This window comes from Megasphaera stantonii (genome assembly GCF_003367905.1).
In the GTDB taxonomy this organism is placed as follows: domain Bacteria; phylum Bacillota; class Negativicutes; order Veillonellales; family Megasphaeraceae; genus Megasphaera; species Megasphaera stantonii.
Genome location: NZ_CP029462.1, coordinates 342,025 through 365,342 on the forward strand (window position 1 = coordinate 342,025; position 23,318 = coordinate 365,342).

Below are 23,318 nucleotides of genomic sequence, written 5' to 3' on the forward strand. Positions count from 1 at the left end.
AATTCCTCCTTATGCTTGCGTGCCTTTGACGACGCCGCCTTCAATGCGGAGCTTGTCGTCGCAGAACAGAGAAACGGCTTTGATAAATGTAGGATGTTCCTTCGTCAAGATACGGGCCGCCAGCGTATCTTCCGTGTCGTCGTCCATAACGGGGACAGACGACTGCAGAATAATCGGGCCGGCGTCCATATCGGGAACAACGAAGTGAACGGTGCAGCCGGCAATTTTTACGCCCGCTTCCAAAGCCTGGCGCTGGGCGTGCAGGCCGCGGAAGGACGGCAGCAATGCCGGATGGATATTGATGATTTTATGTTCGTAGCGGGAAATGAAATCGCCGCTGAGAAGCCGCATAAACCCGGCCAGGCAGATGACGTCGGCCTGATACGGCGCAATCTGGTCGAGGATAAACTGTTCAAACTCCGCCTTGGAGCCAAACTGCTTGCGGTCTGCCAGGATAACCGGCACACCCCATTCCCTGGCCCGGTCCATGACAGGCGCGCCGGGAATATCGCAGACCAGCGCCTTGACTTCGGCATTAATAGCGCCGGCTTCCACGGCGTCATGCAGGGCGACGGCATTGGAGCCGCGGCCCGAAGCAAAGATGACCATGCGCTTCTTAGTCATTGAACGCGCCTCCCTGCAGCGTGACCGGCACATCCGAATCGACGACCTTGCCGATGACATAGGCCTTTTCGTCCCGTTCAGCCAGGTTAGCCATGACGGCGTCGGCGTCTTTTGCGTCGACGATCATGATCATGCCGATGCCCATGTTAAAGGTGCGGTACATTTCGCGCTTGTCTACGTTGCCCCATTTCTGGAGAAGGCCGAAAATCGGCAGCTGCGGCCACGACGTCACGTCGATTTCCACGCCTACGCCCTTCGGCAGCACGCGGGGAATATTTTCATAGAAGCCGCCGCCTGTAATGTGTACCATGCCCTTGACGTCGAAATTGCGGATAATGGGCAGGCACGGTCTTGGATAGAGGCGCGTCGGCGTGAGCAGACATTCGCCGATGGTCATGCCCAATTCGTCGACGTATTGGTCGAGCTTCATGTTCATCCGTTCAAAGACGATCTTGCGGACCAGTGAAAAGCCGTTGGAATGGACGCCTGTCGACGGAAGGCCGATGAGGACGTCTCCGGCTTTGATCGTTTCGCCCGTAATGACTTTTTCACGGTCGACGATGCCGACGCCGAAGCCGGCCAAGTCATAGTCGTCTTTCGCGTAGAAGCCGGCCATTTCAGCCGTTTCGCCGCCGAGAAGGGCGCAGCCCGATTCCTTGCAGGCATTGGCGACGCCTTTTACGATCGTCGCTACCTGTACGGGATCCAGCTTTCCTACGGCGATGTAGTCCAGGAAGAACAGCGGCTCTGCCCCTTGGACGAGAATATCATTAATGGACATGGCTACGCAGTCCTGGCCAACCGTATCATGCTTGTCCATCATGATAGCTAGGCGCAGCTTCGTGCCTACGCCGTCGGTACCGCTTACTAAAATCGGATTTTTTATCTCGCTGTTCATGAGAGAAAAGAGGCCGCCGAAGCCGCCGAGATCGCCGAGGACTTCCGGGCGGTACGTCGCTTTGACCGAATCCTTCATGAGTTCTACTGCTTTGTTGCCGGCATCGATATCTACGCCGGCGTCTGCATAGGTTAATCCTTTATTTGTGTTCGAGAGCATATTTTTCTCCTTCCTCATTCGCCGTGGGAATGGCCGTCGGGTAGTCGTTGTTGAAGCAGGCCAGACACATATCTTCCCGCGGAATATTCGAAATAGCACGGCTCAGGCCTTCGATGGAAATGAAATGCAGCTTGTCTACGCCGATGTATTTCTGTATCTGTTCTACGTTGAGAGTCGACGCGATGAGTTCCTTGCGGACCGACGTGTCGATGCCGTAGAAGCAGGGATATTTAATCGGCGGCGCCGACACGCACATGTAGACTTCCTTCGCTCCGGCTTCGCGCAGGAGCTTGCAGATAATGCCGCTCGTCGTGCCGCGGACAATGGAGTCGTCGACCATGACGATGCGCTTGCCCTTTACGACGGATTTGACGACGTTCAGCTTCATGCGCACAGCCAGTTCGCGCTGCTTCTGATTCGGTTTGATGAAGGTACGGCCCATGTAACGGTTTTTGATGAGGCCGTGGCGGAACGGAATGCCCGAAGCCTGGGAATAGCCGATAGCCGCCGTGTTGCCGCTGTCCGGCACGGAAATGACCAGATCAGCGTCGTACTGCGTTTCATTCCACATTTCCTTGCCCATATTCAGACGGGCCTGGTATACGTCCTGTCCGTCAATAGTGCTGTCCGGACGGGCAAAATAAATATATTCAAAGGAACAGATTTGTTTGCGGTCTACTGTTGCAAAGATTCTCGATTTTACGCCTTGTTCCGTAATTTCCACGAATTCGCCGGGCTGTACGTCGCGGACGAAGGTCGCGCCGATAGCGTCGAGAGCGCACGTTTCCGACGCCAATACCCAGCCGCCGCCGTCGGTCCGGCCGATGCACAGCGGACGGAAGCCGTAGGGATCGCGGGCGCCGTACAATTTATCCTTGGTCATCAGCACGAGGGAATAGGCTCCGCCGAGACGGTTCATGCTTTCCATGATGCGTTCTTCCATCGTTTCCTTCTGGCTGCGGCTGATCAGGTTGACGATGATTTCGCTGTCCATGGTCGTCTGGAAGATGGCGCCGTTTTTATCCAGTTCTTCCCTCAGGGCGCGCGTATTGGTCAGGTTGCCGTTGTGAGCCAGGGCCAGCTGTCCCATAGGCGTATACACGGCCAACGGCTGGATATTGCGGGGATTATTGGAGCCCGTCGTCGAATAGCGGACGTGGCCGATGCCGATGGGGCCGCCTTCTTCGTCGGGAACACCTTTTTCAAATACCGAGCTGATAAGGCCCATGCCGCGGTAGGTGTGAATATCTACGCCGTCGGTCAAGGCCATGCCGCCGCTTTCCTGTCCGCGGTGCTGCAGGGCGAACAGCCCCCAGTAAATGTAGCGGGGAATATCCAGAGTTTTGTCAAAAATACCTAATACGCCGCATTCTTCATGCTGCTTATCCCAAATCGGATCGTAAAACATGAAAACCTCCTGTTTGCTAAATGCTGAAATTTTGGATTACAACGCCTGTACGGCTTCTTGAATCTTTTTGTTCTTTTCCATGACCTGGTTCGCCATGTCTTCGCGGTAGGCTTTGTATTTTGCAGCCAACGCCGGGTCGCTGACCGCGCCGATCTGCAGAGCCAGCAGGGCCGCGTTTTTCGCGCCGTTTACGGCCATCGTCGCTACAGGCATGCCCGACGGCATCTGCACGATAGCCAGCAGGGCGTCCATGCCCTTCAGGCTGCCGCTTTCCAAAGGCACGCCGATAACCGGCAGCGTCGTAAAGCTGGCGACGACGCCGGGCAGATGAGCCGCCATGCCGGCGCCGGCGATGATGACGCTGATGCCCCGTTCTTCCGCGCCGGAGGCGAAGTCCCGCACGGCAGCCGGCGTCCGGTGGGCCGAAGCCAATAATACTTCGTACTCTACGCCAAATTCTTTCAACACATCAACCGCTTTTTTCATGATCGGAAAATCTGAATCGCTTCCCATAATAATGCCGACCTTCAAAAAAATCCCTCCTTAGAATAAGTAAAACCCAAAAGTGAGGCAATCACCTTTGGGTTTATTCACTTAGACGCACTGCTGCATTGCCCGTTTACAAACCGCTTCACTATCAGTCCATAAAGCAATGTCCATAGCGCATCTCCTTATTGAATCATAACTTATCAAAATACACCTAGATTTTACCAAAAACGCCTATACGTGTCAATCGTTTATCTTGCCGATAATCTCGCTGATATGGGAAATTCCCATCTTTTCGCAGTAGGCGTCCATGCCTTCGGCAATTTCTTCTACGGCGCAGGGATTGACGAAGTTATATGCCCCTACGGCAACGGCGCTGGCGCCGGCCAGCATAAACTCGACGGCGTCCTGCCACGACGCGATGCCGCCTAAGCCCAGAACGGGAATCTTCACGGCGTTGGCAACCTGCCATACCATGCGCAGGGCCACGGGCTTTACGGCCGGACCGGATAAGCCGCCCGTAATATTTCCTAACAGAGGCTTCTGCGTATAGATGTCGATAGCCATACCTGTCAGCGTATTAATGAGCGATACGGCGTCGGCTCCGGCGTCTTCCACGGCTTTAGCCATGACGGTAATATCCGTCACGTTCGGCGACAGCTTCATGATGACCGGCTTGCTCGTGTGGTCCTTGACGCTGCGGGCTACCGACGCGGCGGCCTTCGGGTCGGTGCCGAAGACGATGCCCCCCTCTTTGACGTTCGGGCAGGAAATGTTGACTTCTAGGGCGGCGACGCCGTCTACGTCGAGCTTTGCAGCCAATTCGCCGTATTCTTCCGCCGTACCGGCCGAGATATTGACGATGAGCGGCGTACTGTGACGGCTTACTTCCGGCAGGATATCCCGCTTAAAAGCGTCTACGCCGGGATTTTCCAGGCCGATGCAGTTCAGCATGCCTGCCGGCGTTTCGGCGACGCGCACGCCCGGATTGCCCGGCCGCGGCAAAGGCGTAATGCCCTTGGATATAATAGCGCCGATGTTGTCAATGTCGAGGAAGTCGGCGTATTCCAGGCCGAAGCCGAAGGTTCCCGACGCCCCCATGACCGGCGTTTTCATAGAAATGCCGGCAAAGTTCACAGCTATGCGTTCCTTGTTCATCAGAAAACCTCCTTCGCCGGGAATACAGGGCCGTCGGCGCAGACCTTATAGCGCTTGCCGCTCAGCTTGCTTTCAAAGGTACAGCCGAGACATACGCCAATGCCGCAGGCCATCCGTTTTTCCATGGAAACCTCGCAGGCAACGCCGGCCGCGTCGGACGCTTCGGCAATGGTCTGCATCATGACCGTCGGGCCGCACACCGACACGCGGTCGATTGGATTTTCAGCAAAAATCGCCGGCAAAGCGTGGACGGCAAATCCCTTGATGCCCAGCGAGCCGTCGTCGGTCGTCACGTAAATCTTTTCCGCATAGGGCTCAAAAAACTTCGTCCAGAACGTTTCTGCCGCCTTCTTTCCAGCTACGAGCACGACGGGCTTATCCAGCTTCTTGGCCAGGAAAATAAGCGGAGCTAAACCGACGCCGCCGCCGACGAGGAGCGCTTTGCCCGGCGCCGTCGTGAACACGCCTTCGCCCAAAGGGCCTTCGGCGCTGATGACCTCGCCGGCTTTCATGGCTGTCATTTCCTGTGTCCCCGTGCCTACGAGGCGGTAAATGATCGTAACGGCTCCCGTCTCCGTATCGGCGTCGACGATGCCGAAGGGACGGCGCAGGAACGTCTTACCTCCCTGCTTCTGCATATTGACGAACTGGCCGGGCTTTGCTTCGGCAGCAATCTTCGGCGCATGAAATACCATTTTCCAAACGTCGGGAATAATCGCTTCATTCTGCAAAATTTCCGCGTTTTCCAAAAACTTTTTCACTTGTCCCCATCCTTCCACTATCATAGTTATTAGTATTGTATCATAGAACGGCATCCAGATAAATACACGAAAGGCCGCCTTTTCCGCCTCCGCGGCAATATATACGACAACCCGGCCGCAGGGACGCAGCCGGGCTCGTTGCAATCATTATCCTTTTTGAATGGTAAACCAGAAGGTCACGCCGTCCGCTTCGTTGCGCACGCCGTACTGCTGTCCGTGAAGCTTGACCAGGGCGGCGACGATGCCCAGTCCCAGGCCGTGACCGCCGAAGGTCCGCCGGACGTTGCGGCTTCGCGCCGTGTCGACTTTGTAAAAGGGCTCCCAAATACGGGGCTGGTACTCTTCGGGAATTTGAATTCCCTGGTTATATACGCTGACGACGTAATTCGTTTCCTGCTCTTTACAGCTGACGGCAATCCTGCCGCCGTCAGGCGTGTAATCGATGGCGTTGCTCAGGAAATTGCTGAGAACGATGTCGATTTGCTCCGGATCGCCATACACCGTCATTTCATCGGGCACGTGCCATTCCATATGGATGCCCTTCTTGTGAATGGCGTTGGCGAAGCGCTCCTTCGCCTCATCCGTCAGGGCGGCGAAATCAAAGGCCGTCTTTTCTAATTTAAAAGACCCCGTTTCCAGCCGCGACAGGTTCAGAAGGCTCTTGACGAGGTTGTCCATCTTGACCGTCTCGCTTTGGATAACATGACAGTACTTCTGCCGCGTCGCCTCGTCAATGTGCAGGCTGTCCAATCCTTCGGCGTAGCCCTGAATGATCGCCAGAGGCGTCTTCAATTCATGAGACACGGCGAAGATAAAGGACTGGCGCATGTGTTCGACTTCTTTGGCCTTGTCGAGCTGCTTCTGCAGCTCTTCGTTCGACTGCTTCAGCGCCGTCAGGGCTTCGTTCAGCTGATCTGACAAGATATTGAGGCTCGTGCCCAGCTCGCCGATTTCATCAGTCCGCTTCCCCTGCCACTTCTTGGTGAAATCCAAGCGGGTCATGGCCGCCGACAGGCTCTTGAGCTCCAGTAGGGGCCGGGTCATCTTGTTGGTCAGGAGCACCGTACCGACGGCGGCGATGATGAGCCAGATAATGCCGCAGGTGACGATGAACTTCTGGACGAGGTAGATGCTTTCCTGCATAGGCGCCAGCGGACAGATCATCAGCAGGTACGCGCCGTCGTCCATACGGGTCACGAGGTCGAAATAACGGAAATTATTATCGCGCTCATAAAAACGAACCTTGCCGATCGTCGCCGCGTCGGGCTCCCGGCCGTGCAGTAAATCCGTCAGCTCCCGTATATGCTGCGGCATCTGAGTGTTGGCGTCGTGCTTTTGCGCTTCTGTTTCCTTGCCGACGACGACTACGACGTCGTTTTCATCCATCTTCGGCGGGCTGACCCAGACGCGGCGGCTCGGCCGCGACGAATATACGAGCTGGCTGTCGTCGACGATGAGCACGTCTACGCCGATATTTTGACTGACCATATCGATGGCTTCTTCTCCATTCCGGCCCTGCTCGGCGTAAATGCGGCCGATTTCGCGGCTTGCCTCCATCATGGCGTCTTTTTTGCTTTCGTAAAAATAATGGTTAAACCCGAAACCGATCGCTCCGATAAGGGTCAGGATAAAAAACAGGGTAAAACTGAGGACGTACATGCCCGACTGTACCCGCAGGGACAGGCGCATCATTTGGCATCGTAGCGGTATCCGTAGCCGCGGACGGTTTGAATGTATTTTCCCTTATCGCCCAGCTTGATGCGCAGGCGGTTGATATGTGTGTCGACAGTGCGCAAATCGCCGTAATAATCGTAGTTCCACACCTTATTGAGAATCTGACGGCGGCTCAATGCCTTGCCGGCGTTGCTGACCAGATAGGTCAGCAGCTTGTATTCCGTCGGGCTCAAATCGATGTTCTTGCCGTCTAGGACGACTTGGCGCGCTTCCTGGTCGATAGACACGCCGTCCTCAATCTTCTGCACTTCCTGCTCCTTCTGGACGCGCCGCAGGAGGGCCTTAATCTTTGCCACCAGGATTTTCGGGCTGAAGGGCTTGGTAATATATTCGTCGACGCCCAAATCGTAAGCAAAGAGCTGGTCGATTTCCTCGCCCTTGGCCGTAAGCATCATGATAGGCACGGCCGATTCGCGGCGGATTTCGCGGCATACAGTCCAGCCGTCGTAGCCCGGCATCATGACGTCGAGAAGGACCAAGTCGGGATGTTCCTTCTTATACAGCTCCAGCGCTTCCTTGCCGTCGGCCGCTTCAATGAGCTCATAGCCTTCGGGCTGGAGAAAATCTACGACAAGCTGGCGCATGAGCTGCTCGTCGTCGGCAATCAATATTTTTTCCACTACGCTTTCCCCCTTTTACACGTATGGCTTGACCTGACCGGCATCAGGCAGGTCGTCTATCCACTGGTCAATAGTCTTTCCTTCCAGGATCAAATCCGGAGCAATATCCCGCAGCGGCACGAGGACAAAGGCCCGTTCCAGCATATAGGGATGGGGCAGCTTCAGCGTCTCCGTACAGCTCCGCTCATCCGGGCTGTACACGAGATCGATGTCGATGACCCGGGCTCCCCATTTTTCATGGCGCACCCGGCCCAGCTCTTTCTCGATGGATAAGCAAATATCCAGCAGTTCTTGTCCGCTCATGTCTGCGTCGACGGCCGCTGCGCCGTTAAGAAAGGCCGGCTGGTCCGTCTTGCCCCACGGCGGTGTTTCATACCACGGCGACACCGCTGCGACAGCGACGCCCTCCGTCCGGCGCAGGCAGTCGATAGCCTTGCGCAGACTCTGTGCCCTGTCGCCCAGATTTGCGCCGACGCTGATATAAAATCTAGCCATGACGTCTCCTTTCCACCGTCACCGCCACGTCGTCAAAGGGGCCGCCAATCGGAGCCTGCGGCTTGTGCACGGCGACGCGCACGGCGTCGACAGGAAAAGCGGCCAGCACCTCGTCGGCAATGACCGCAGCCAACCGTTCGATGAGCCGGTACGTCCGGCCTTCTACGATAGACTGTACGAGCTGATACACCTTGCTGTAATCAATCGTATCGTTCAGCTCATCGCTGGTCCCAGCCTTTGACAAATCGGCGTACAGTACGGCGTCGACGTGAAAGGGCTGTCCCGTCCGCTGTTCTTCCGGCAGACAGCCGTGATAGCCGTAAAAATGCATTCCCTTTATGGTTATGGTGTCCATGATTCTTCCTCTTTCATCAGTATAGTACCGGCTCCGGCATCGCCCATGAGAAGCTTCCAGGCCTGGTCGTATTCCTTCGTGCCGGCCTGAAGGCAGCCGCTGGTCGCCGCCGTGACGATGTCGGCGTCGGCAGCCATGCCTTCGCGCATCATCAGGCACAGATGGGTTGCCTTGACGACGACAAGCACTCCTTTCGGCTGGAGTCCCCGGCACAGCGATTGGCATAAGTCCTCAGTCAGCCGTTCCTGCAGCTGCGGGCGGCGGGCCAGGACACCGACGGCCCGGGCAAAATGTCCGAAGCCGGCAATGCGCCCGTCTTGGGGATAATACGCAATATGGGCGGTCCCGAAGAACGGCAGGAGATGGTGCTCGCACATAGACTGGAAGCGGATATTGCGGACGGCTACCAAGCCGTTCGTCTGCGATAGAATCGGAGCGGCCCACTCGTCGTCAGGATTTTCCCGCAGGCCGGAAAAAAACTGGCTGAAGGCCTCAGCGACGCGGTACGGCGTCTTTTCCATGCCCAAGGCCGTCAAATCCAGTCCCAAGGCTTCCAAAAATTGTTTCATAGCCTGCACGGCTTCAGGATTGACCGGATAGGATGATGTCATTGTCGTCATAATCTCCTCCTTTTCCGTCCTCATATATTACAAAAGATAGTAGTAAGCGAAAATAAAAATCAGCCCCCCGACAATCACGAAAAACGGGCTGGCATACTGCTGCCGCAGGCTCTGCTTGTGATACAAATAAATTTCTTCCGGATTATCCGGGTTGTAGCGCAAATCCACTTCGTCGCCGGCGACGATATCCCATTCAGGCGAGCCGAAGCCATACCGGGCCCGATAGGTTTGTTCGCCGTCGCTGAACTCGACGACGGGAAAATACCGGTCGCCGCTTTTCGATTTCTGCTGCTCAAAGCCCAGCAGCGTACCTGTAGCAGCAGCCTTGCAGCGGCCGACGAGGCGGCGGAGCTTCCAGCCGTGATAGGTGCCGACGATGATAAACACGATGCCGATGAGAGCCGGCAGGTAATAAAATATGCTCATGAATGCGTTCCTCCTAAAACGACAGGTATCAGTGCGGTCCTTCCAGACGGGGCAAGCGCTTGACAATGACATAGGCTAACACGCCGCCGGCTGCGGCCGTCACGATTTGAGGCCAGCTCATGACCAGCAGTATCATGTGCCGTACGGCAGCGGGAAATTCCACATAGCTGAACAAGACATAAAAAGAGCCGTACACGACGGCGGCCTTGCACAGCGCCGCGCCAGCTAAACCGGCCGCGCGAAACCGCCGCAGCCCATCGACGGCGAAGACAAAGGCGCAGTTTCCGGCCGCGACGGGAAATATGAAGGGCAAAAAGGGCAGCATCCCTTCCAGCCAGGCAAAGACAGGCGTCACGCAGGCCACGACCAGACCGGCTTTCCGTCCGACGCTCCATACTGCCAGCACCAGACAAGCGTTGACCAGAGAGCCGATAACAAACATGCTGACCTGCGGCGGCACGGGAATAAACAGCCGCAGCCCCTGCAAGATCAGCGTCGCCGCCAGCAGCAGGCCCGTCCGGGTGATGCGTTTCGTCATAGATTGATTCATACTGATACCTGCTTAATGCGTCAAAATTTGATATAATAAATACGTCTTTTTATTATACCATACTATACACATCTTATTGTATCTTTCGAGGTGCCTAATGTCAAAGCGATTTATTCATTCCATCAATTATATGCGCGGCCTGTGCATGCTCGGCGTCATCGGCATTCACGTCGGCTCCGTGGCCATTGCCAATCCGACGCCTAATCTGTGGCTCGTCGCCGTATTGGAAATCCTGTCGCGGTTTTCCGTACCGGCCTTCTTCTTCCTGTCGGCCTTCGGCATGTTCTGCAGCCAGCCCCTGAACCAGCCCTTTTCCTACAAAGACTACCTGCGCCGCCGCCTGCGGACGGTCTTTGTCCCCTATATTGCCTGGTCCCTGTTTTACATGCTGTACGTATCCGTTCTCAGCCACAATTTCAACCTGTTTCAGCCGTTGGCCTTCGTGAAAACCCTGTGGTATGGCCTAGCCATGTATCATATCTACTTTCTCGTCATCCTGCTGTGGTTTTACCTTCTCATGCCGCTTTGGCGCGGTCTGCTCCAGCAGATGGAAAAGGCGCCTCTCGCGTCGTTTACGCTGCTGTTCGCGGCCAACGTCGTCTTCAATTTTTATTCCAGCTATATCTGGACGGCGCCGACGGACTCGCCGTTCCTGCACGACGCCTTCGTATACCGGCTGAACTACGTCGTCTTCCACTACCTGTTCATTTTCATGTTCGGCGCCTTTATAGCCGAGCATTTCCAACGAGCCGTCGATTGGATCAGCCGACACGGCGTCTTCATCAATGTCCTGCAGCTGGCCGCTACGGCAGGCATGCTGGCCGCCTACTACGGCGTCATGGATTACCTCCATTACGACGTCCTGTCCGCCGTCTTTACGGTCCACCAGCTCAGCCCCGTCGGCATGGTCTATACGGTCACGACGATTGTCTTCTTCCTGTACTGGCTCGAATGCCATTCCGTTCCTCCGGTCATGCATCGCCTCTTGTCTATGCTGGGAAACTATTCCTATCCCATTTACCTGGTCCATCCCGTATTCCTCAGCGCCTGCACCGGTCTGGCAGCCCATTTCCACCTGTACCTGCGGGCCGTCCATATCCTCGCCATCTACCTCATCGTAGCCGGCCTGGCTGCGGCCTATTCCGCCGTCATCATGAACCTTTCCCTGCCCCGCTGGCTGTCGGTATGCCTGAAAGGCAAATAAAACTGCCCCTGACACGATAAAACTCCCCGCCGCGAATGCGCCTGCATTCCGTAACGGGGAGTTTTTACACGTATGTAAGAAGGGCCGCTGAATTATTTCCGGCGTTCCTGACGTACCTTTTCCAATACGTCGTTGGCCATGCGGGCCCGCGCTTTGATGACGCTGTTGCCGTCTTTGATATCTTCGGGATAGAAGCTGCTCTTGTATTTGCTCTTCTTCGTCTTGGTTACCATTTCCTTGAGCTGGATCGTCTGGTCGTCTACGTTGTAGACATACGTGCAGTAGTCCGTCGTATCGCCGGCCACTTCGATAGTTTCAAAGGTCAATACTTCACGGCCCATGTCATAGGAAATCTTTGCCGAATCCATATCAATCGTCGTGTATTTATTGTATTGCCACATATTATCTTTCGCTGCGAACGCCGTCGCCGAGATTGCCAAGGTCATAGCCAGAGCCAGTACGATTTTTTTTGTTTTCACCTGTATGCACCATCCTTTATTACAGTTACTAATAAGATGATTATACCATGAACGCCGAAAAAAAAGAAGACGCGGCCCGGCGGCTTTAACGATTATCTACCTTTTCCGGATACAAATCATGCTGGGACAGGCGCTGCCAGGCTACTTGCTCCCACGGTGTTCCCTGGCGGCCATAGTTGCAGTACGGGTCGATGCTGATGCCGCCGCGGGGCAAAAATTTTCCCCACACCTCGATGTATTTCGGGTTCATGAGGGAGATTAAGTCGTCCATGATGATATTGACGCAGTCTTCATGGAAATCGCCGTGGTTGCGGAAGCTGAATAGGTACAGCTTCAGCGACTTGCTTTCGACCATCTTTTGGTCCGGCACATAGGAAATATAAATCGTCGCGTAGTCAGGCTGGCCTGTCTTGGGGCACAGGCTGGTAAATTCCGGACAGTTGAATTTGACAAAATAATCCCGGCCGGGATGCTTGTTGTCAAAGGTTTCCAGCAGTCCCGGGTCATAATCCTGACGATACGTCGTATGCTGACTCCCCAACGAAGCCAGCTGGCTTAATTCTTCACTTGTTCTGTTCATATATGCTCCTTATTGACACGATATGCCTTGGTCAAGGCGTGGATGAGAAATACGCCGCAGAGAGCCGGCAGAAATTGTCCTGCCGACAACGACGCGACGAGCATGCCGTAGGGAAGGCCAAATAAGTAGGACAGCCACAGGCTGACGCCCAGCGACGGAACCCACCAGATCGGCAGAGCCGCAAGCCAGACGTTCCATCCTCGCAGGCGGACCTGCACGATGAGCCACGTCGTCAGCCAGCCGACCAGACAGCCGCCGGCCATATCCAGCAGTCCCAGGCCGCCAAACAAGAAATTAGCGGCAAAGTTTGCAATCCCCATAGGCACGACCAGGAAGGGGTACACGAAAGCCAATGCATACAAGGCCGTGGCGATTCGGATTTGATAGGGGCCAAAGGAAACGCCCTGCGTCACATACAGCAGAACGATATACAAAGCAATGACCATACTGGACATAGTCATGCGTTTCGTATTTGCCAGGAAATTATACATCAGCGCCGCCTCCCTTCATTTCATTACAATTAAAAAACGGGCTTGTCCAAAGGCAAACCCGTCGGCATACATACATAAAAATTCATGTCATGTACAGCTTCCTAGTTTTGTTTACCGACAGGATGGATTGCGAACTGTCTTGTGAAATTATGGTACTACCAAATTACCTTGCCCAATACGTGATCCACAGGCACGGGACCGATAAAGCGGCTGTCGCTGCTGTGATTGCGGTTGTCCCCCATGCAGAACACGTAGCCCTCGGGAATCTTGATTTCGTCCTTGCGGCTGTAATTCATGGGCTCGTTGATATACGGCTCGTCCAAGGGCTCGCCGTTGCGCCATACCTTGCCGTCGCGGAAGGCCAGCGTATCGCCGGGCCGTCCGATAACCCGCTTGACCCAGACGTTTTTCGTCTGCAAGTCATGATTGAAAAAGGCCAGGTAGTTATTCATAGGCTCCGTCACATCGTCCTTCCAGGTCCGTTCGTACAGCACGCGGCTGTCGATGATGACGATATCACCGTAATCCGGCACATCGCCCATGACGTGCCCCAGCTTGGACACAATGAGGTATTCGCCGTTATGAAGCGTCGGTACCATTGATTCGCCGGACACGCGCGTCGGCTGGAAAAAGAAAATGTGAATGACCATCGCGATGGCCAACGCTATGATAATGGAATATACCCACTCATATACTTCATGCAAAATTGTATTCACAGCAAACCCTCCTTATGCACTGCATTTATTGTAACAAAGGGAGGCATCAAAAGCAAGATGAGACGGCATACATTTATCGTCATAACCGCGCCGGGCCGACCAGGGATGATTCCTTTGCATCCTCAACGCCGCACGCCGCTCACGCCATCTGCTCCCACCATGCCGAAAAGGTCTGCCTGTCGTCGCCGATGCGGACGGTTTCGCCGATTTTGGGCGTGAGAAGCCGGTACGGTTTGCCTATGCTGGCAACCGACAGGCGCTGGTACGGCTCAGCCCAGGGATGACGGCTCAGGGCGAATTTACCGTTGTGCACGGATAAGATGGCCTTCGCGCCGACGTCGACAGCCGCCCGGGCCGCTTCCTCCGGCATGAGATGAATGCGGGCCCAGCGTTCGTTGTACTGGCCGTTTTCCATGACAGCCAGATCAAAAGGCCCCAAGGTCTCGCCGATATGGCGAAAATGGCTCCCATAGCCGCCGTCGCCGCTGACATAGACGCGCCGCCCCGGCGTAATGAAGGCAAAACCGGCCCACTGGGTCTGATTGCGCTTGAACAGGCGGCCGGAAAAATGCTGGCTCGGCAGAACATGCACCGTCAGGCCGTCGGCCAGAGGAATTTCCGTATACCAGTCTTCCTCGTGGACGCGGGCCATGTCGAATCCCCACTGCTCGAAATACTCGCCGACGCCCAAGGGGCAGACGATGTCCTTCACCTTGTCTTTCAAAGCCATGACGCTGAGATAATCGAGATGATCCCAGTGGTCATGAGACAGAACCAGTACATCCACAGGGGGAATATCAGCAGCCGCATAGACATTGCTGCCATCAAAGGCCCGGTTGATGAAAAAGGCCGGCGAAGCATAGCTGCTGAACACCGGGTCGACAAGGATGCGATAGCCGCCGAGGTGCAGGTACAGCGACGAGTGGCCCATCCAGACGACACAGTCCTCGTCGAGAGGCAGGGAATGCAGGTCCGTTTTCTGGGAAATCATCCGTCCTTTCGGCTTCAATCCCTCGGAGCTGCCGAAAAGGAACTCGGCCATAGCCTTGGCTTCTCCCCCTTTGACAGTCTGGTCGATAGGCTCCAAATTCTGAAACTGCCCGTCGTAATAATGAGGCGAGGCCAAGATGCGCTCCCGCCGTTTCCCCGTCGGCAGGCAGCCGAACTCCGGCCGGTTTACATAATACGTACCGCCGAGAGCCAGGCCGGCTGCGCCGATTCCCATAGCTTTTAAAAACTGTCGTCTGTTCATCATCTATGCTCCATTTCTGCGTTTTTATTTCATTATACTCGTTAGAGTGAAGTTTAAGTCAAGCTGTTTTACTTTTCACCGCACATACAATTTTGACGAAACAACACAGGGAACGCTTCTCGAAATTCATAACCTATGCTGCCGGCAGCATCATACCGGAAATTGCCGTCGTACACTACAATCCGGCAGCATACTAAAATAGAAGCAACACACGCTGCCGCCGCAAGGGACGCATTCTCTGCAACGTCAGCGTGTTCTCTGAAGTTTCTGAAAAACAGACGCCTGCATTGCAGGCGTCCAGTTGTATTGCCATATACCATTAGAGTTCCATGCCGCCGTCGACGAAGCAGATTTCCGCTTTTCGTTCGCGGAAGTCTTCCTTTCGGCCGAAGGGCGCGTCGTAGATATCGGGCACGATGCGGTCGGTGACGGTAAGATCGCCCGGTTCCAGGCGGATGTCGTAGTTGCCGACGAAGAGGCCGGACAAGTCCGATCCTTGGCCGTAGAAGGCGCCGCCGTATTGGAAGCCGATGACGCCGGCGTACCGCCCCGGCCGATATTCCTTAGAGGTATCGCTGGCAGACAAGCCGAAGACGACAGGGCCGAAAACGTCGCCGTTGACAAAGGGCGATACGCTGCCGGTATACAGTGCCGGCATACCGACAGGAATGGTCAGGTCATCGGCGCGGATCGTGAGAGCTGCCGGCGCGACGTGCGATTTGCCTATCGCCGTTACGGTCAGGGACGACGCATCCTTCAGTTTGTAATTGCCTAGAACCGAAGCGTCGAAGGTGACGCTCCAATCGTAGCTGCCGGCGTCGTTCGTCTGCCGCAGGCTGCCGATACCATCTGCCGCGCCGTCGGCGACGGCAAGACGGTCCCGAATACGCCGCATATCATCGTCAAAGCCCTGCACGTCCAAGGTTCTCCCCTTGCCGTTCGTCGCCGTAAGGTGAAGGAAATCCTGGTAGTCCGGCACGATGCGGCCGCCGGCTCCGCCTCCATGCATCTGACCGTTTCCGTATATACGGTAAATATCATCGAGGGTCACGTCCAGCGTCGCCTTGTCTACAGAAATCTTGCCGTTGTCCGACGCCCAGGCGACATCATAGCCTAAGTTATTAGGAGCAAAGGATTCGCCATGGCCGCGGCTGATTTGAGCCGAAGCCAGCCATTCCGTGTAGTCTTTCGCTTCAATCTGTCCCTTCGCATTGTACAGCAGGCTGCCGTTTCCATTGTCATCAGCAGAAGCCGTCGTATGGTCGTAAGCCGCAAAGGGCGCATCCATGCCGTCGGGGCCGGTAAGAAAGCCCTTGGCGATAAGATTCTGAATGTCCAAATCCTGCTCCCGGCCAGTATAGGTCAGGCCAAGGTATTCGTCAATAGATATGGCCTTGCCGTCCACGACAGCCTTGTCCTTCATGGTCAAGGTCGTCAGGAATACCTTCAGGAGGGGCGTGCTGCTGCCGTCGTAGATCCGCCAGGTATAGGCAAAATCATAGCCGCCATAGGAGGATTTCTTCGTCTGCTGGAACGAAGGATCCGACAGGTCGTAGCCATTTCCGGCGGCCGTTCCCGCTCCGACGAGCGTCCCTGTGCCGTAGACATTAGCCAAGGTACCCGTATTGTCGCCGGCCACAGCACCGACTGCTCCATCTCCCCTTGCCTCGCCTGCGCTGTAAGCGTTCGACACGGTGCCGCTATTCGCCCCGACGATACCGCCGACATTCGTCTTACCTTGTACCGCTTCATTTGTACCGTCAGCCGTCATAATATGGCTGAATACCTGATTGATCTTGCCCGTGCCGCTGTTGCTGCCGGCAATGCCGCCGACATTGACGCTTCCTGCCGCATCGACAGCGCCGGTATTGTAGGCTGCCGTTATGACGCCGCGGTTCATCCCGACGAGGCCGCCGATATTTTCTCCGGCAGCGCCCGTATGGATTTCGCCTGCGTCAACGAGTTTATCCCCATCGGCATCCGTCCACGTGCCGACACTGACGACGCCGTTGTTGTAGACCTGATACTTGTAATAGCCGCCTTTGTCGTCGCGGCCGCCGGAAATCGACCCCTGGTTGTCGCCAATAAGTCCGCCGACAGTATGCTGGCCTGCGACCTGGGCCCCAGCGGTATTCACTGCCTGGGAGCGGGAAACCGTACCAGTATGGGTGCCGATAAGGCCGCCCACCGCACCCGTCGTCCCTACGACGGTGCCGCTATTGATCAAGCTGGAATCCGTCATAGCGCCGCCGTTTTGGCCGAAAAGGCCGCCGGCTCCGCCCTTCGTCGCCTTCACTTCGCCCGTATTGGACGCCGTAAGGCCGTTGAAGTCCGCCTGATTTTCCCCGGCTACGCCGCCGACGAAATCACTGCCTATGACGTTGCTGACATTGCCGACCTCTCCGGCCAGTGCGCCCTCATTCAAGCCGACAATTCCGCCGACGTACGTCGCGCCGTCAGCGTACACCTCGGCCTCAGTCATGGCGTTGGTAATGGTCGCGCCACGTTGATTGATTCCGGCCACGCCGCCGAAGTACCGGGCGTCGCCGCTTCCCGGCTTGACGTGCAGTTCGACGGTATTTTTGATATTTTCCAGCGTGCCGTCGATGCGGGTATTTTCGATGACGCCGCCGTCTTCGTTGCTTCCGGCTACGCCGCCGACATATTCACGGCCGGTGATCTTGCCGCGGTTGACCAGGAGCGGCCCGTCCGCACCCTGCCCGTCGCCGGCAGCGGAAATCGTGCCGACGTTTTTGCCGGCAATGCCGCCGACATAGCTGTCGCCTGTAATGGCCGCCGAGCTGTCGTTGACAATGCGTTCCATCTTAGCGCCCTGCTGATTGATGCCTACCAGGCCGCCGACGTAGGCTTGACCGGTGATTTCGCCGTTGTTGCGGCCATTCTGCACAATGCCGCTGTTATCGCCGATGAGGCCGCCGACATATTGGCTGTCGGCTGTCCCCGTAATATTGGCGGCGTTGACGACGTTGGAAACGGTCTTTCCGCTGTGATTTATGCCGATGATGCCGCCGACGTTTTGTTCGCCGCTGATAATGCTTTCGTTGTAGGCGTTGTACATCGTCCCGTCGTTGATGCCGATGACGCCGCCGACGTTGCTGCTGCCGGAGTCGCCGCCATTGGTCACGCCCAAGGAATCGATACGGTACACGCCGCCGGTATTATAGCCGACGACGCCGCCCAGGCCGCCGCTTGAAGCCGTACCATCTGACGTGACGGCACTGTTGCTGTAGCTGAAATCGACGACGCCGTCAGCTTCATTCGTACCGGCAATACCGCCGGCTATCGCTTCTCCGCCCTTGGCAATAACGCTGCCGACAGCTTCTACGTCGTAAATCCCTCGCTTGAAATCAACCGCTCCGGCAGCTTCATCAAAGGCAGCGTCGCCGTTCCGATTGATGCCGGCAATGCCGCCGGCACTGCCCTGGGAGCTGATGGTATTGCCAAAGGTATTGACTTGCGCAATCGTGCCCTCATTCACGCCGGCTACGGCTCCAGCCGTTTCCGTACCGTCAAAGGTACTGCTGTAAATATTAACGTTTTTCACCGTACCGGACGCGCCGATTTGCGAGAAGATACCAGCGTGTTCCACAGACTGCACATTGCCGTCAGACCCTTTCGCCGCATCCAGACCGATAATATGATGGCCCCGGCCATCGAAGGTCCCCATGTAGCCGTCGCTGCCAGTACCGATAGCCGTATAGCCGGTCAGGTTGCTGGCATTGATGTCCTGCTTCAGGGCGTAGTTGTAGTGGAGGGCCTCCGTATCGTTGCTGCCGCCATCAAGTCCATTTTTATAAAACGTTTGAATCCCCCGCAGCTGTTCTGCACTATTTACCCACAGGTACATGAAGTTATTAGTATGGACCCCTTCTTCTTGTGCAATCGACTGCCCGTTGACAGCAGCATTCATGCTATTGAATTTATCTCTAAGCCCAAACTGGCTGCCAAATTTTTCAAAGGTATATTTTCCAGCCGTTTCATCCCACAAGTCGACAGCAAATTTCGCATCGCCCGATGCTGCATTCAAGGCAATGGAAGGCCCATTGGCATCGCTGAAATGATCCATAAACTGGCTAAGCCCTGTCACCGAATCCGCAGCAGTGCCCTGTCGGGCCTGCACTTGGCCGATATGGGTAATGTCGAGGACGACTTCGCTGTGTTCCCCTGTGCTTTCCAAGGTCAGGCTACCGCCGAGGGCCAAGTCGCTGTCGACGAATACGTCGCCCCGGCCAGTTACGGTCAGGTTGCCCTGCGTCGTAATCAGGCCATCCTGCTTATTGCCGAAATAGAGGTGGGCATGACCCTGACCGATAGACTCAGTCTGGCCATTGACGGTTTTCGTACCAGCTGTAATCGTGATATCACCGTTTTTCATCGCCGGATTATTCGTCGTGTAAGCAAACCAGTTTCCTATAGAATTTACGTCCTGACGCGGGTCAGATACAATATCCACCGTTCCGGCCTGCCAGGTGCCGTCGCTTGCCGCTGCGAGACCGGGAATCGTGAGAGTCTCGCCATCCTTTGCCGAGGTCAGCGTACCGTATACGTCCACATCGCCGGCTGTAATGGCAATATCGCCTTTTCCGCCATTGCCCGTCGCCGTCACGTCGCCATATACCGTAACCGTTCCGTCAGCATTTAAGGAAACAGATGAGCCGTACAAGGCCGCACCCGTACCCAGCCCCAGGCCGGCTCCGTCCTTGGCATTCAGCGTCAGCGCACCGTCGCTGTACAGCAGGCCGCCGTAATATGCCGCATCAGCCGCCGTATCGACGCCATTCAAGGTCAGGCCGCCGCCGTATACGGCCAGCCGCCCTTCGCCAGACAGACCTAAATCACTCCAGTTAAAGGTTACATCCTGCTTCGCCCTGACGATGGTCAGCAGGGGATCATAGGCTGTACCGTATTGCACCGTGTCTATTCCCTTCATCCTATCGGGATGAGCCGCCGTATCGCCGAAATACTCCGCCGACTTCGGCATGAAGGCATTTAAAATCGGCGTGGTCTGGCCTTCGTAGATGCGCCAGTCTGTCGAAAAGTTTAAGTTTTTATAGAAATCCTTCGATTGCCGATCTGCATACGCAATTCTGGTGCCTTGCTTATCATTGAGATCGGTAAATATCGATGTATCCTGCGGCGCAATGTAATATCCGCTACCATTAGTTACAATTGCCCTATCACCACCAGTTCCTGTGCCATACAAACTTCCTAAGCCTATTGTAGTGGAATTGCCATCAGCGTCAGCGGCATATAAATTTCCTGTCGTATATACATTGGTCAACGTGGCAGGACCACGGCCAATAATACCGCCAACAGAATTATTGCCTATCGTACGATTCTTTCCCTGATAGCTGCGAATCGTGCCTAAATTATATGCACTCTCTATGAGTCTTGAAGTACTGGAACGAGAACCCGCTCCGACTATGCCGCCAACCGAGCTGGTACCGCTACGATTGCCGGTAGAATCATTGTTCACTACAGTTACATTACCCGTATTAAAGGAATTCCGAATTTTCCCACCATAAAAAAATCCAGTAATGCCGCCGACTACGTTATATCCGTTATATATATCGCCAGCATTATACGATGTATCTACTATGCCGTTTAGGCGGCCAACAACGCCGCCGACGTGGCGGGCATAATAGGTATAGGTCTTATCGCCGATTTCTCCTTTGTTATATACATTATACAACAGAGCCTTAGCTGCACTACCGCTCTCCGTCGTATCGCCGACAATACCGCCTATATTAGCAGCAGGCAAATTATCATCAGGGCTAGCTGTTCTTGTCATATTGACGGTGCCTAAGTTATAAGAATCAGCGACTTCACCATTAAACATCATGCCGACAACGCCGCCGATGTTGATAAAGCCGCGGATATTCCCACTATTATAGCTTTCGCTGACAGCTGCCGCTGCCGTATCGCGCTTTATGTCATCCAGTGGTTTGGTACTGTCCCGATCCAGTTTGCCGATAATGCCGCCGGTATTGCCGGCTTTACTGGCCTTACTGACAGCCTCCTTCGAAGCAATCGGCAGCGAATGAACCGAGCCGCTATTGGCACTTTGGGTCACATATACATTGCCGCCGTTCAAATACCCGGCTATGCCTCCCATATTGCCGATAATAGTTGTTTCTGTACCCTCCGAGGTATTATCGCGCACCAATTCAGTGACAAACCCAGCTGCATTGCGCGCCCCCGTCGCCATGATATCGCCGCCGTCATTCAATCCAGACGCAATGGTATACGTCCCGCTGGCTGAACTGCTGCCGAAGTACCCAGCAACGCCGCCGACGTTATGAGCGCCGCGGACGGCATTTTCCCGGTTTCTCACAGCGGTAATATCCGTATTCACCGCTTTGCCAACAATGCCGCCGACATTTCCGGCAGTGAAGAAATCCTGACCCTCTTGGATATGACTGCTGATATTTCCATCATTCAGGACCTGACGAAGCCGGCTGTCCTGCGGTATCCCATCGCCGTCATAGGTACTGCTGGTTCCGGCGATGCCGCCGACATTTGCAGCCTGCACTGCTACTGTTTTTCCCTTAGATGGGGAATTATAGGAATGATATGTATAGTCTTCTGTCGCATAGCCTTCTGCATGTACATCGCCATGGTTTTCTGCATGCTGTACCGTCGTACCTTCCATATTCCCCACGATGCCGCCGACGTTATAGGCCCCGGTCACGTCTAGGCCGTTGTAGACACGGCCATCTGCGGCATGGTCGTTGCCGATCTCAGAAAGGACGGCATGGCCGACTAAGCCGCCGACGTTGTACCCTTCGCCGGATACGTCGCCGATATTATAGCTCGTCCCTTTGATATCGCCGTGGTACAAATAGCCGATCAGGCCGCCGGCATTGCTGACGTTACTGCCGCTGCCGTCTGGGCTGCCCTTGCTGAGGATAGTCCCCATGTTGACGAGATGGTCAAACGCCGCGTCGGTCTTGACGTCTGCCGAGCGGTTGGCTTCACCGGCATTCTTCACGGTGCCGCCGCTGTAGCCGACGATGCCGCCGACGTCGCTATGGCCTGTAACGGCTGCGCTGTTCGTTCCATAGCGGATATGCGTGTTGCCTACGGCTGCGCCGGCGACGCTGCCGACGAAATGACGGCCCGTAATGCTGCCGCCGACTAAGGTAACGCGGCTGATATCGGCGTCATGGGATACGCCGAACAAGCCGACGTTATCCGTATCGCCCCGGTTGATCGTCAAGCCGAAAATGTTGTAATCCAGGCCGTCGAAGGCGCCGTAGAAGCCGTATTTGGCCGCGCCGTCTGCAGTGCTGACGGATACCTTTCCATCTGCGCCGACGCCGACAGGCTTAAAGCCCTCGCGTACCGTATCGCCGTCATCGTCGTGCCAGGCCGCCGTCCCCGTAGCGTCAATGCTGTTGCGCAGGGCATATTTTCCGCCGAGATTGGTGTCCATCGCCTGAAGCTGCCTGGCGTCTTCCACCCACATGTAGCCGCTGACACCTTGTACTTCGCCGTTTACCTGGACATTTGCAAAGGTCTTGTCCTTGTCTGCATAGGTGTGATTTGCCTCATCGTAGGCGTCGTAGCCTAAAAGCACGCGGCTGGCGTCGCTGGCCCTGACGACGAAACCTTCGTTCTTTTTATTGTCTTCGCTGCGCACCCGTTCCGTATCGATGACAATGCGCCCGTTGCTTTCAAAGGAGACGCTGCCGGCGTTGATGTTACCGAGGCTCATGAGCTCGGCGTCGGTATGGCAGTCCTGGGCGGCGTTCATGAACTCTTCCATATTCGTATCGGCCTGTATACGGCTCAGCATCTCATCTGTCAGACCGGCAGCAGACACATGCAGGCCGCCGGCATTGATCTGGGCGCTCGGGCCGATTTGCACGCCAGCCGGATTGACGACGTAGATATTGCCGCCGGCAGCGTTAATCGTACCGTAAATCTGCGACGCCTCTATACTACCCTTGACGTAGTTCAGCGTATTGAAATTCGCCGCGTCGGCTGAGAAGTTGACGACGGCGTTGGCCCCGATGTTGAAGCTGTCCCAGGTAATGACGCCGGTTTTCCCGTTCTGACGGATATTCATGACCGGATTCGTCGCCGTACCGGCATTCTGATTTAATCCCGTATGGCCGCCCAAGACAGACGCCCCGCCGGCAGGCAGTTCGTTATTAGGTACGACAGCCGCGGCCCCATAGGCTTCGGGCGCTGCGTACAGTGCCGTCGCGCCGGCCAACAGGCCCAGGACTATGCGGCGCTTTAAGTAATAATATTTCGTATAGGTATTCATATGGTA

20 protein-coding genes are annotated in these 23,318 nt (G+C 55.5%); 1 reads left to right on the forward strand and 19 read right to left on the reverse strand.

The genetic code is table 11. The features are described 5' to 3' along the window. Positions 1-9: 9 nt before the first annotated feature. The 13 genes from purN to DKB62_RS01705 form a co-directional block, all read right to left on the reverse strand. Positions 10-624, reverse strand: coding sequence for a phosphoribosylglycinamide formyltransferase (gene purN / locus DKB62_RS01645; RefSeq protein WP_087477048.1), 615 nt, complete (start codon positions 622-624; stop codon positions 10-12). Next, positions 617-1,681: a phosphoribosylformylglycinamidine cyclo-ligase gene (gene purM / locus DKB62_RS01650; RefSeq protein WP_107195932.1), complete on the reverse strand. Its 1,065-nt coding sequence runs from the start codon at positions 1,679-1,681 to the stop codon at positions 617-619. The genes purN and purM overlap by 8 nt, the downstream gene beginning before the upstream one ends. Continuing rightward, the gene (purF, locus tag DKB62_RS01655; RefSeq protein WP_087477050.1) at positions 1,662-3,089 is read right to left on the reverse strand and encodes an amidophosphoribosyltransferase; all 1,428 of its coding nucleotides are present in this window, start codon (positions 3,087-3,089) and stop codon (positions 1,662-1,664) included. Before purF ends, purM begins: the two co-directional genes overlap by 20 nt. Positions 3,090-3,125: 36 nt before the next feature. After that, positions 3,126-3,620, reverse strand: a complete 495-nt coding sequence (gene purE, locus DKB62_RS01660; protein ID WP_198643478.1) for a 5-(carboxyamino)imidazole ribonucleotide mutase — start codon at positions 3,618-3,620, stop codon at positions 3,126-3,128. 198 nt (positions 3,621-3,818) lie between these two features. Continuing rightward, entirely contained in the window at positions 3,819-4,733 is a 915-nt protein-coding gene (locus DKB62_RS01665) for a dihydroorotate dehydrogenase (RefSeq protein ID WP_095630063.1), read from the reverse strand. Next, a complete protein-coding gene (locus DKB62_RS01670; protein WP_420845693.1) occupies positions 4,733-5,518 on the reverse strand; it encodes a dihydroorotate dehydrogenase electron transfer subunit in 786 nt (261 codons plus the stop codon). The genes DKB62_RS01665 and DKB62_RS01670 overlap by 1 nt, the downstream gene beginning before the upstream one ends. Before the next feature lie 123 nt (positions 5,519-5,641). Next, a complete protein-coding gene (locus DKB62_RS01675) occupies positions 5,642-7,186 on the reverse strand; it encodes a sensor histidine kinase (protein ID WP_107195930.1) in 1,545 nt (514 codons plus the stop codon). Next, the gene (locus DKB62_RS01680) at positions 7,183-7,848 is read right to left on the reverse strand and encodes a response regulator transcription factor (RefSeq protein WP_107195929.1); all 666 of its coding nucleotides are present in this window, start codon (positions 7,846-7,848) and stop codon (positions 7,183-7,185) included. Before DKB62_RS01680 ends, DKB62_RS01675 begins: the two co-directional genes overlap by 4 nt. A gap of 15 nt (positions 7,849-7,863) precedes the next feature. Continuing rightward, positions 7,864-8,343 (reverse strand): 2-amino-4-hydroxy-6-hydroxymethyldihydropteridine diphosphokinase, encoded by a 480-nt coding sequence (folK, locus tag DKB62_RS01685; RefSeq protein ID WP_107195928.1) that lies wholly within the window; start codon positions 8,341-8,343, stop codon positions 7,864-7,866. Continuing rightward, positions 8,336-8,698, reverse strand: coding sequence for a dihydroneopterin aldolase (folB, locus tag DKB62_RS01690; protein ID WP_107195927.1), 363 nt, complete (start codon positions 8,696-8,698; stop codon positions 8,336-8,338). Before folB ends, folK begins: the two co-directional genes overlap by 8 nt. Continuing rightward, on the reverse strand, positions 8,686-9,318 hold the full coding sequence (gene folE, locus DKB62_RS01695) for a GTP cyclohydrolase I (RefSeq protein WP_107195926.1): 633 nt from the start codon (positions 9,316-9,318) through the stop codon (positions 8,686-8,688). The genes folB and folE overlap by 13 nt, the downstream gene beginning before the upstream one ends. Positions 9,319-9,345: 27 nt before the next feature. Then, the gene (locus tag DKB62_RS01700; RefSeq protein WP_087477059.1) at positions 9,346-9,744 is read right to left on the reverse strand and encodes a DUF3592 domain-containing protein; all 399 of its coding nucleotides are present in this window, start codon (positions 9,742-9,744) and stop codon (positions 9,346-9,348) included. A 28-nt stretch (positions 9,745-9,772) separates the two neighbouring features. Further along, complete coding sequence (locus DKB62_RS01705) at positions 9,773-10,294, reverse strand: ECF transporter S component (protein ID WP_107195925.1); 522 nt, start codon at positions 10,292-10,294, stop codon at positions 9,773-9,775. Between the two features lie 97 nt (positions 10,295-10,391). Between DKB62_RS01705 and DKB62_RS01710 the strand changes: the two genes are divergently transcribed. After that, a complete protein-coding gene (locus DKB62_RS01710) occupies positions 10,392-11,498 on the forward strand; it encodes an acyltransferase (protein WP_107195924.1) in 1,107 nt (368 codons plus the stop codon). 92 nt (positions 11,499-11,590) lie between these two features. Here DKB62_RS01710 and DKB62_RS01715 read toward each other — a convergent pair whose 3' ends face one another. The 6 genes from DKB62_RS01715 to DKB62_RS01740 form a co-directional block, all read right to left on the reverse strand. After that, complete coding sequence (locus DKB62_RS01715) at positions 11,591-11,977, reverse strand: hypothetical protein (protein ID WP_087477062.1); 387 nt, start codon at positions 11,975-11,977, stop codon at positions 11,591-11,593. 85 nt (positions 11,978-12,062) lie between these two features. After that, entirely contained in the window at positions 12,063-12,557 is a 495-nt protein-coding gene (gene queF / locus DKB62_RS01720; protein WP_107195923.1) for a preQ(1) synthase, read from the reverse strand. Continuing rightward, complete coding sequence (locus tag DKB62_RS01725; RefSeq protein WP_107195922.1) at positions 12,554-13,048, reverse strand: QueT transporter family protein; 495 nt, start codon at positions 13,046-13,048, stop codon at positions 12,554-12,556. Before DKB62_RS01725 ends, queF begins: the two co-directional genes overlap by 4 nt. 155 nt (positions 13,049-13,203) lie before the next feature. Then, positions 13,204-13,764 (reverse strand): signal peptidase I, encoded by a 561-nt coding sequence (gene lepB, locus DKB62_RS01730; RefSeq protein WP_087477065.1) that lies wholly within the window; start codon positions 13,762-13,764, stop codon positions 13,204-13,206. Between the two features lie 139 nt (positions 13,765-13,903). Continuing rightward, entirely contained in the window at positions 13,904-15,019 is a 1,116-nt protein-coding gene (locus DKB62_RS01735) for an MBL fold metallo-hydrolase (protein ID WP_232818784.1), read from the reverse strand. Between the two features lie 316 nt (positions 15,020-15,335). Then, a complete protein-coding gene (locus DKB62_RS01740; protein WP_107195920.1) occupies positions 15,336-23,312 on the reverse strand; it encodes a filamentous hemagglutinin N-terminal domain-containing protein in 7,977 nt (2,658 codons plus the stop codon). Positions 23,313-23,318: the final 6 nt, after the last annotated feature.

What these genes read in the sequence shown, in the direction of transcription:
- purN (WP_087477048.1), bottom strand. Translation starts at nt 624, where the DNA reads ATGACTAAGAAGCGCATGGTCATCTTTGCTTCGGGCCGCGGCTCCAAT.
- purM (WP_107195932.1), bottom strand. Translation starts at nt 1,681, where the DNA reads ATGCTCTCGAACACAAATAAAGGATTAACCTATGCAGACGCCGGCGTA.
- purF (WP_087477050.1), bottom strand. Translation starts at nt 3,089, where the DNA reads ATGTTTTACGATCCGATTTGGGATAAGCAGCATGAAGAATGCGGCGTA.
- DKB62_RS01665 (WP_095630063.1), bottom strand. Translation starts at nt 4,733, where the DNA reads ATGAACAAGGAACGCATAGCTGTGAACTTTGCCGGCATTTCTATGAAA.
- DKB62_RS01670 (WP_420845693.1), bottom strand. Translation starts at nt 5,518, where the DNA reads ATGATAGTGGAAGGATGGGGACAAGTGAAAAAGTTTTTGGAAAACGCG.
- DKB62_RS01675 (WP_107195930.1), bottom strand. Translation starts at nt 7,186, where the DNA reads ATGATGCGCCTGTCCCTGCGGGTACAGTCGGGCATGTACGTCCTCAGT.
- folK (WP_107195928.1), bottom strand. Translation starts at nt 8,343, where the DNA reads ATGGCTAGATTTTATATCAGCGTCGGCGCAAATCTGGGCGACAGGGCA.
- folB (WP_107195927.1), bottom strand. Translation starts at nt 8,698, where the DNA reads ATGGACACCATAACCATAAAGGGAATGCATTTTTACGGCTATCACGGC.
- folE (WP_107195926.1), bottom strand. Translation starts at nt 9,318, where the DNA reads ATGACGACAATGACATCATCCTATCCGGTCAATCCTGAAGCCGTGCAG.
- DKB62_RS01700 (WP_087477059.1), bottom strand. Translation starts at nt 9,744, where the DNA reads ATGAGCATATTTTATTACCTGCCGGCTCTCATCGGCATCGTGTTTATC.
- DKB62_RS01705 (WP_107195925.1), bottom strand. Translation starts at nt 10,294, where the DNA reads ATGAATCAATCTATGACGAAACGCATCACCCGGACGGGCCTGCTGCTG.
- DKB62_RS01710 (WP_107195924.1), top strand. Translation starts at nt 10,392, where the DNA reads ATGTCAAAGCGATTTATTCATTCCATCAATTATATGCGCGGCCTGTGC.
- queF (WP_107195923.1), bottom strand. Translation starts at nt 12,557, where the DNA reads ATGAACAGAACAAGTGAAGAATTAAGCCAGCTGGCTTCGTTGGGGAGT.
- DKB62_RS01725 (WP_107195922.1), bottom strand. Translation starts at nt 13,048, where the DNA reads ATGTATAATTTCCTGGCAAATACGAAACGCATGACTATGTCCAGTATG.
- DKB62_RS01735 (WP_232818784.1), bottom strand. Translation starts at nt 15,019, where the DNA reads ATGATGAACAGACGACAGTTTTTAAAAGCTATGGGAATCGGCGCAGCC.
- DKB62_RS01740 (WP_107195920.1), bottom strand. Translation starts at nt 23,312, where the DNA reads ATGAATACCTATACGAAATATTATTACTTAAAGCGCCGCATAGTCCTG.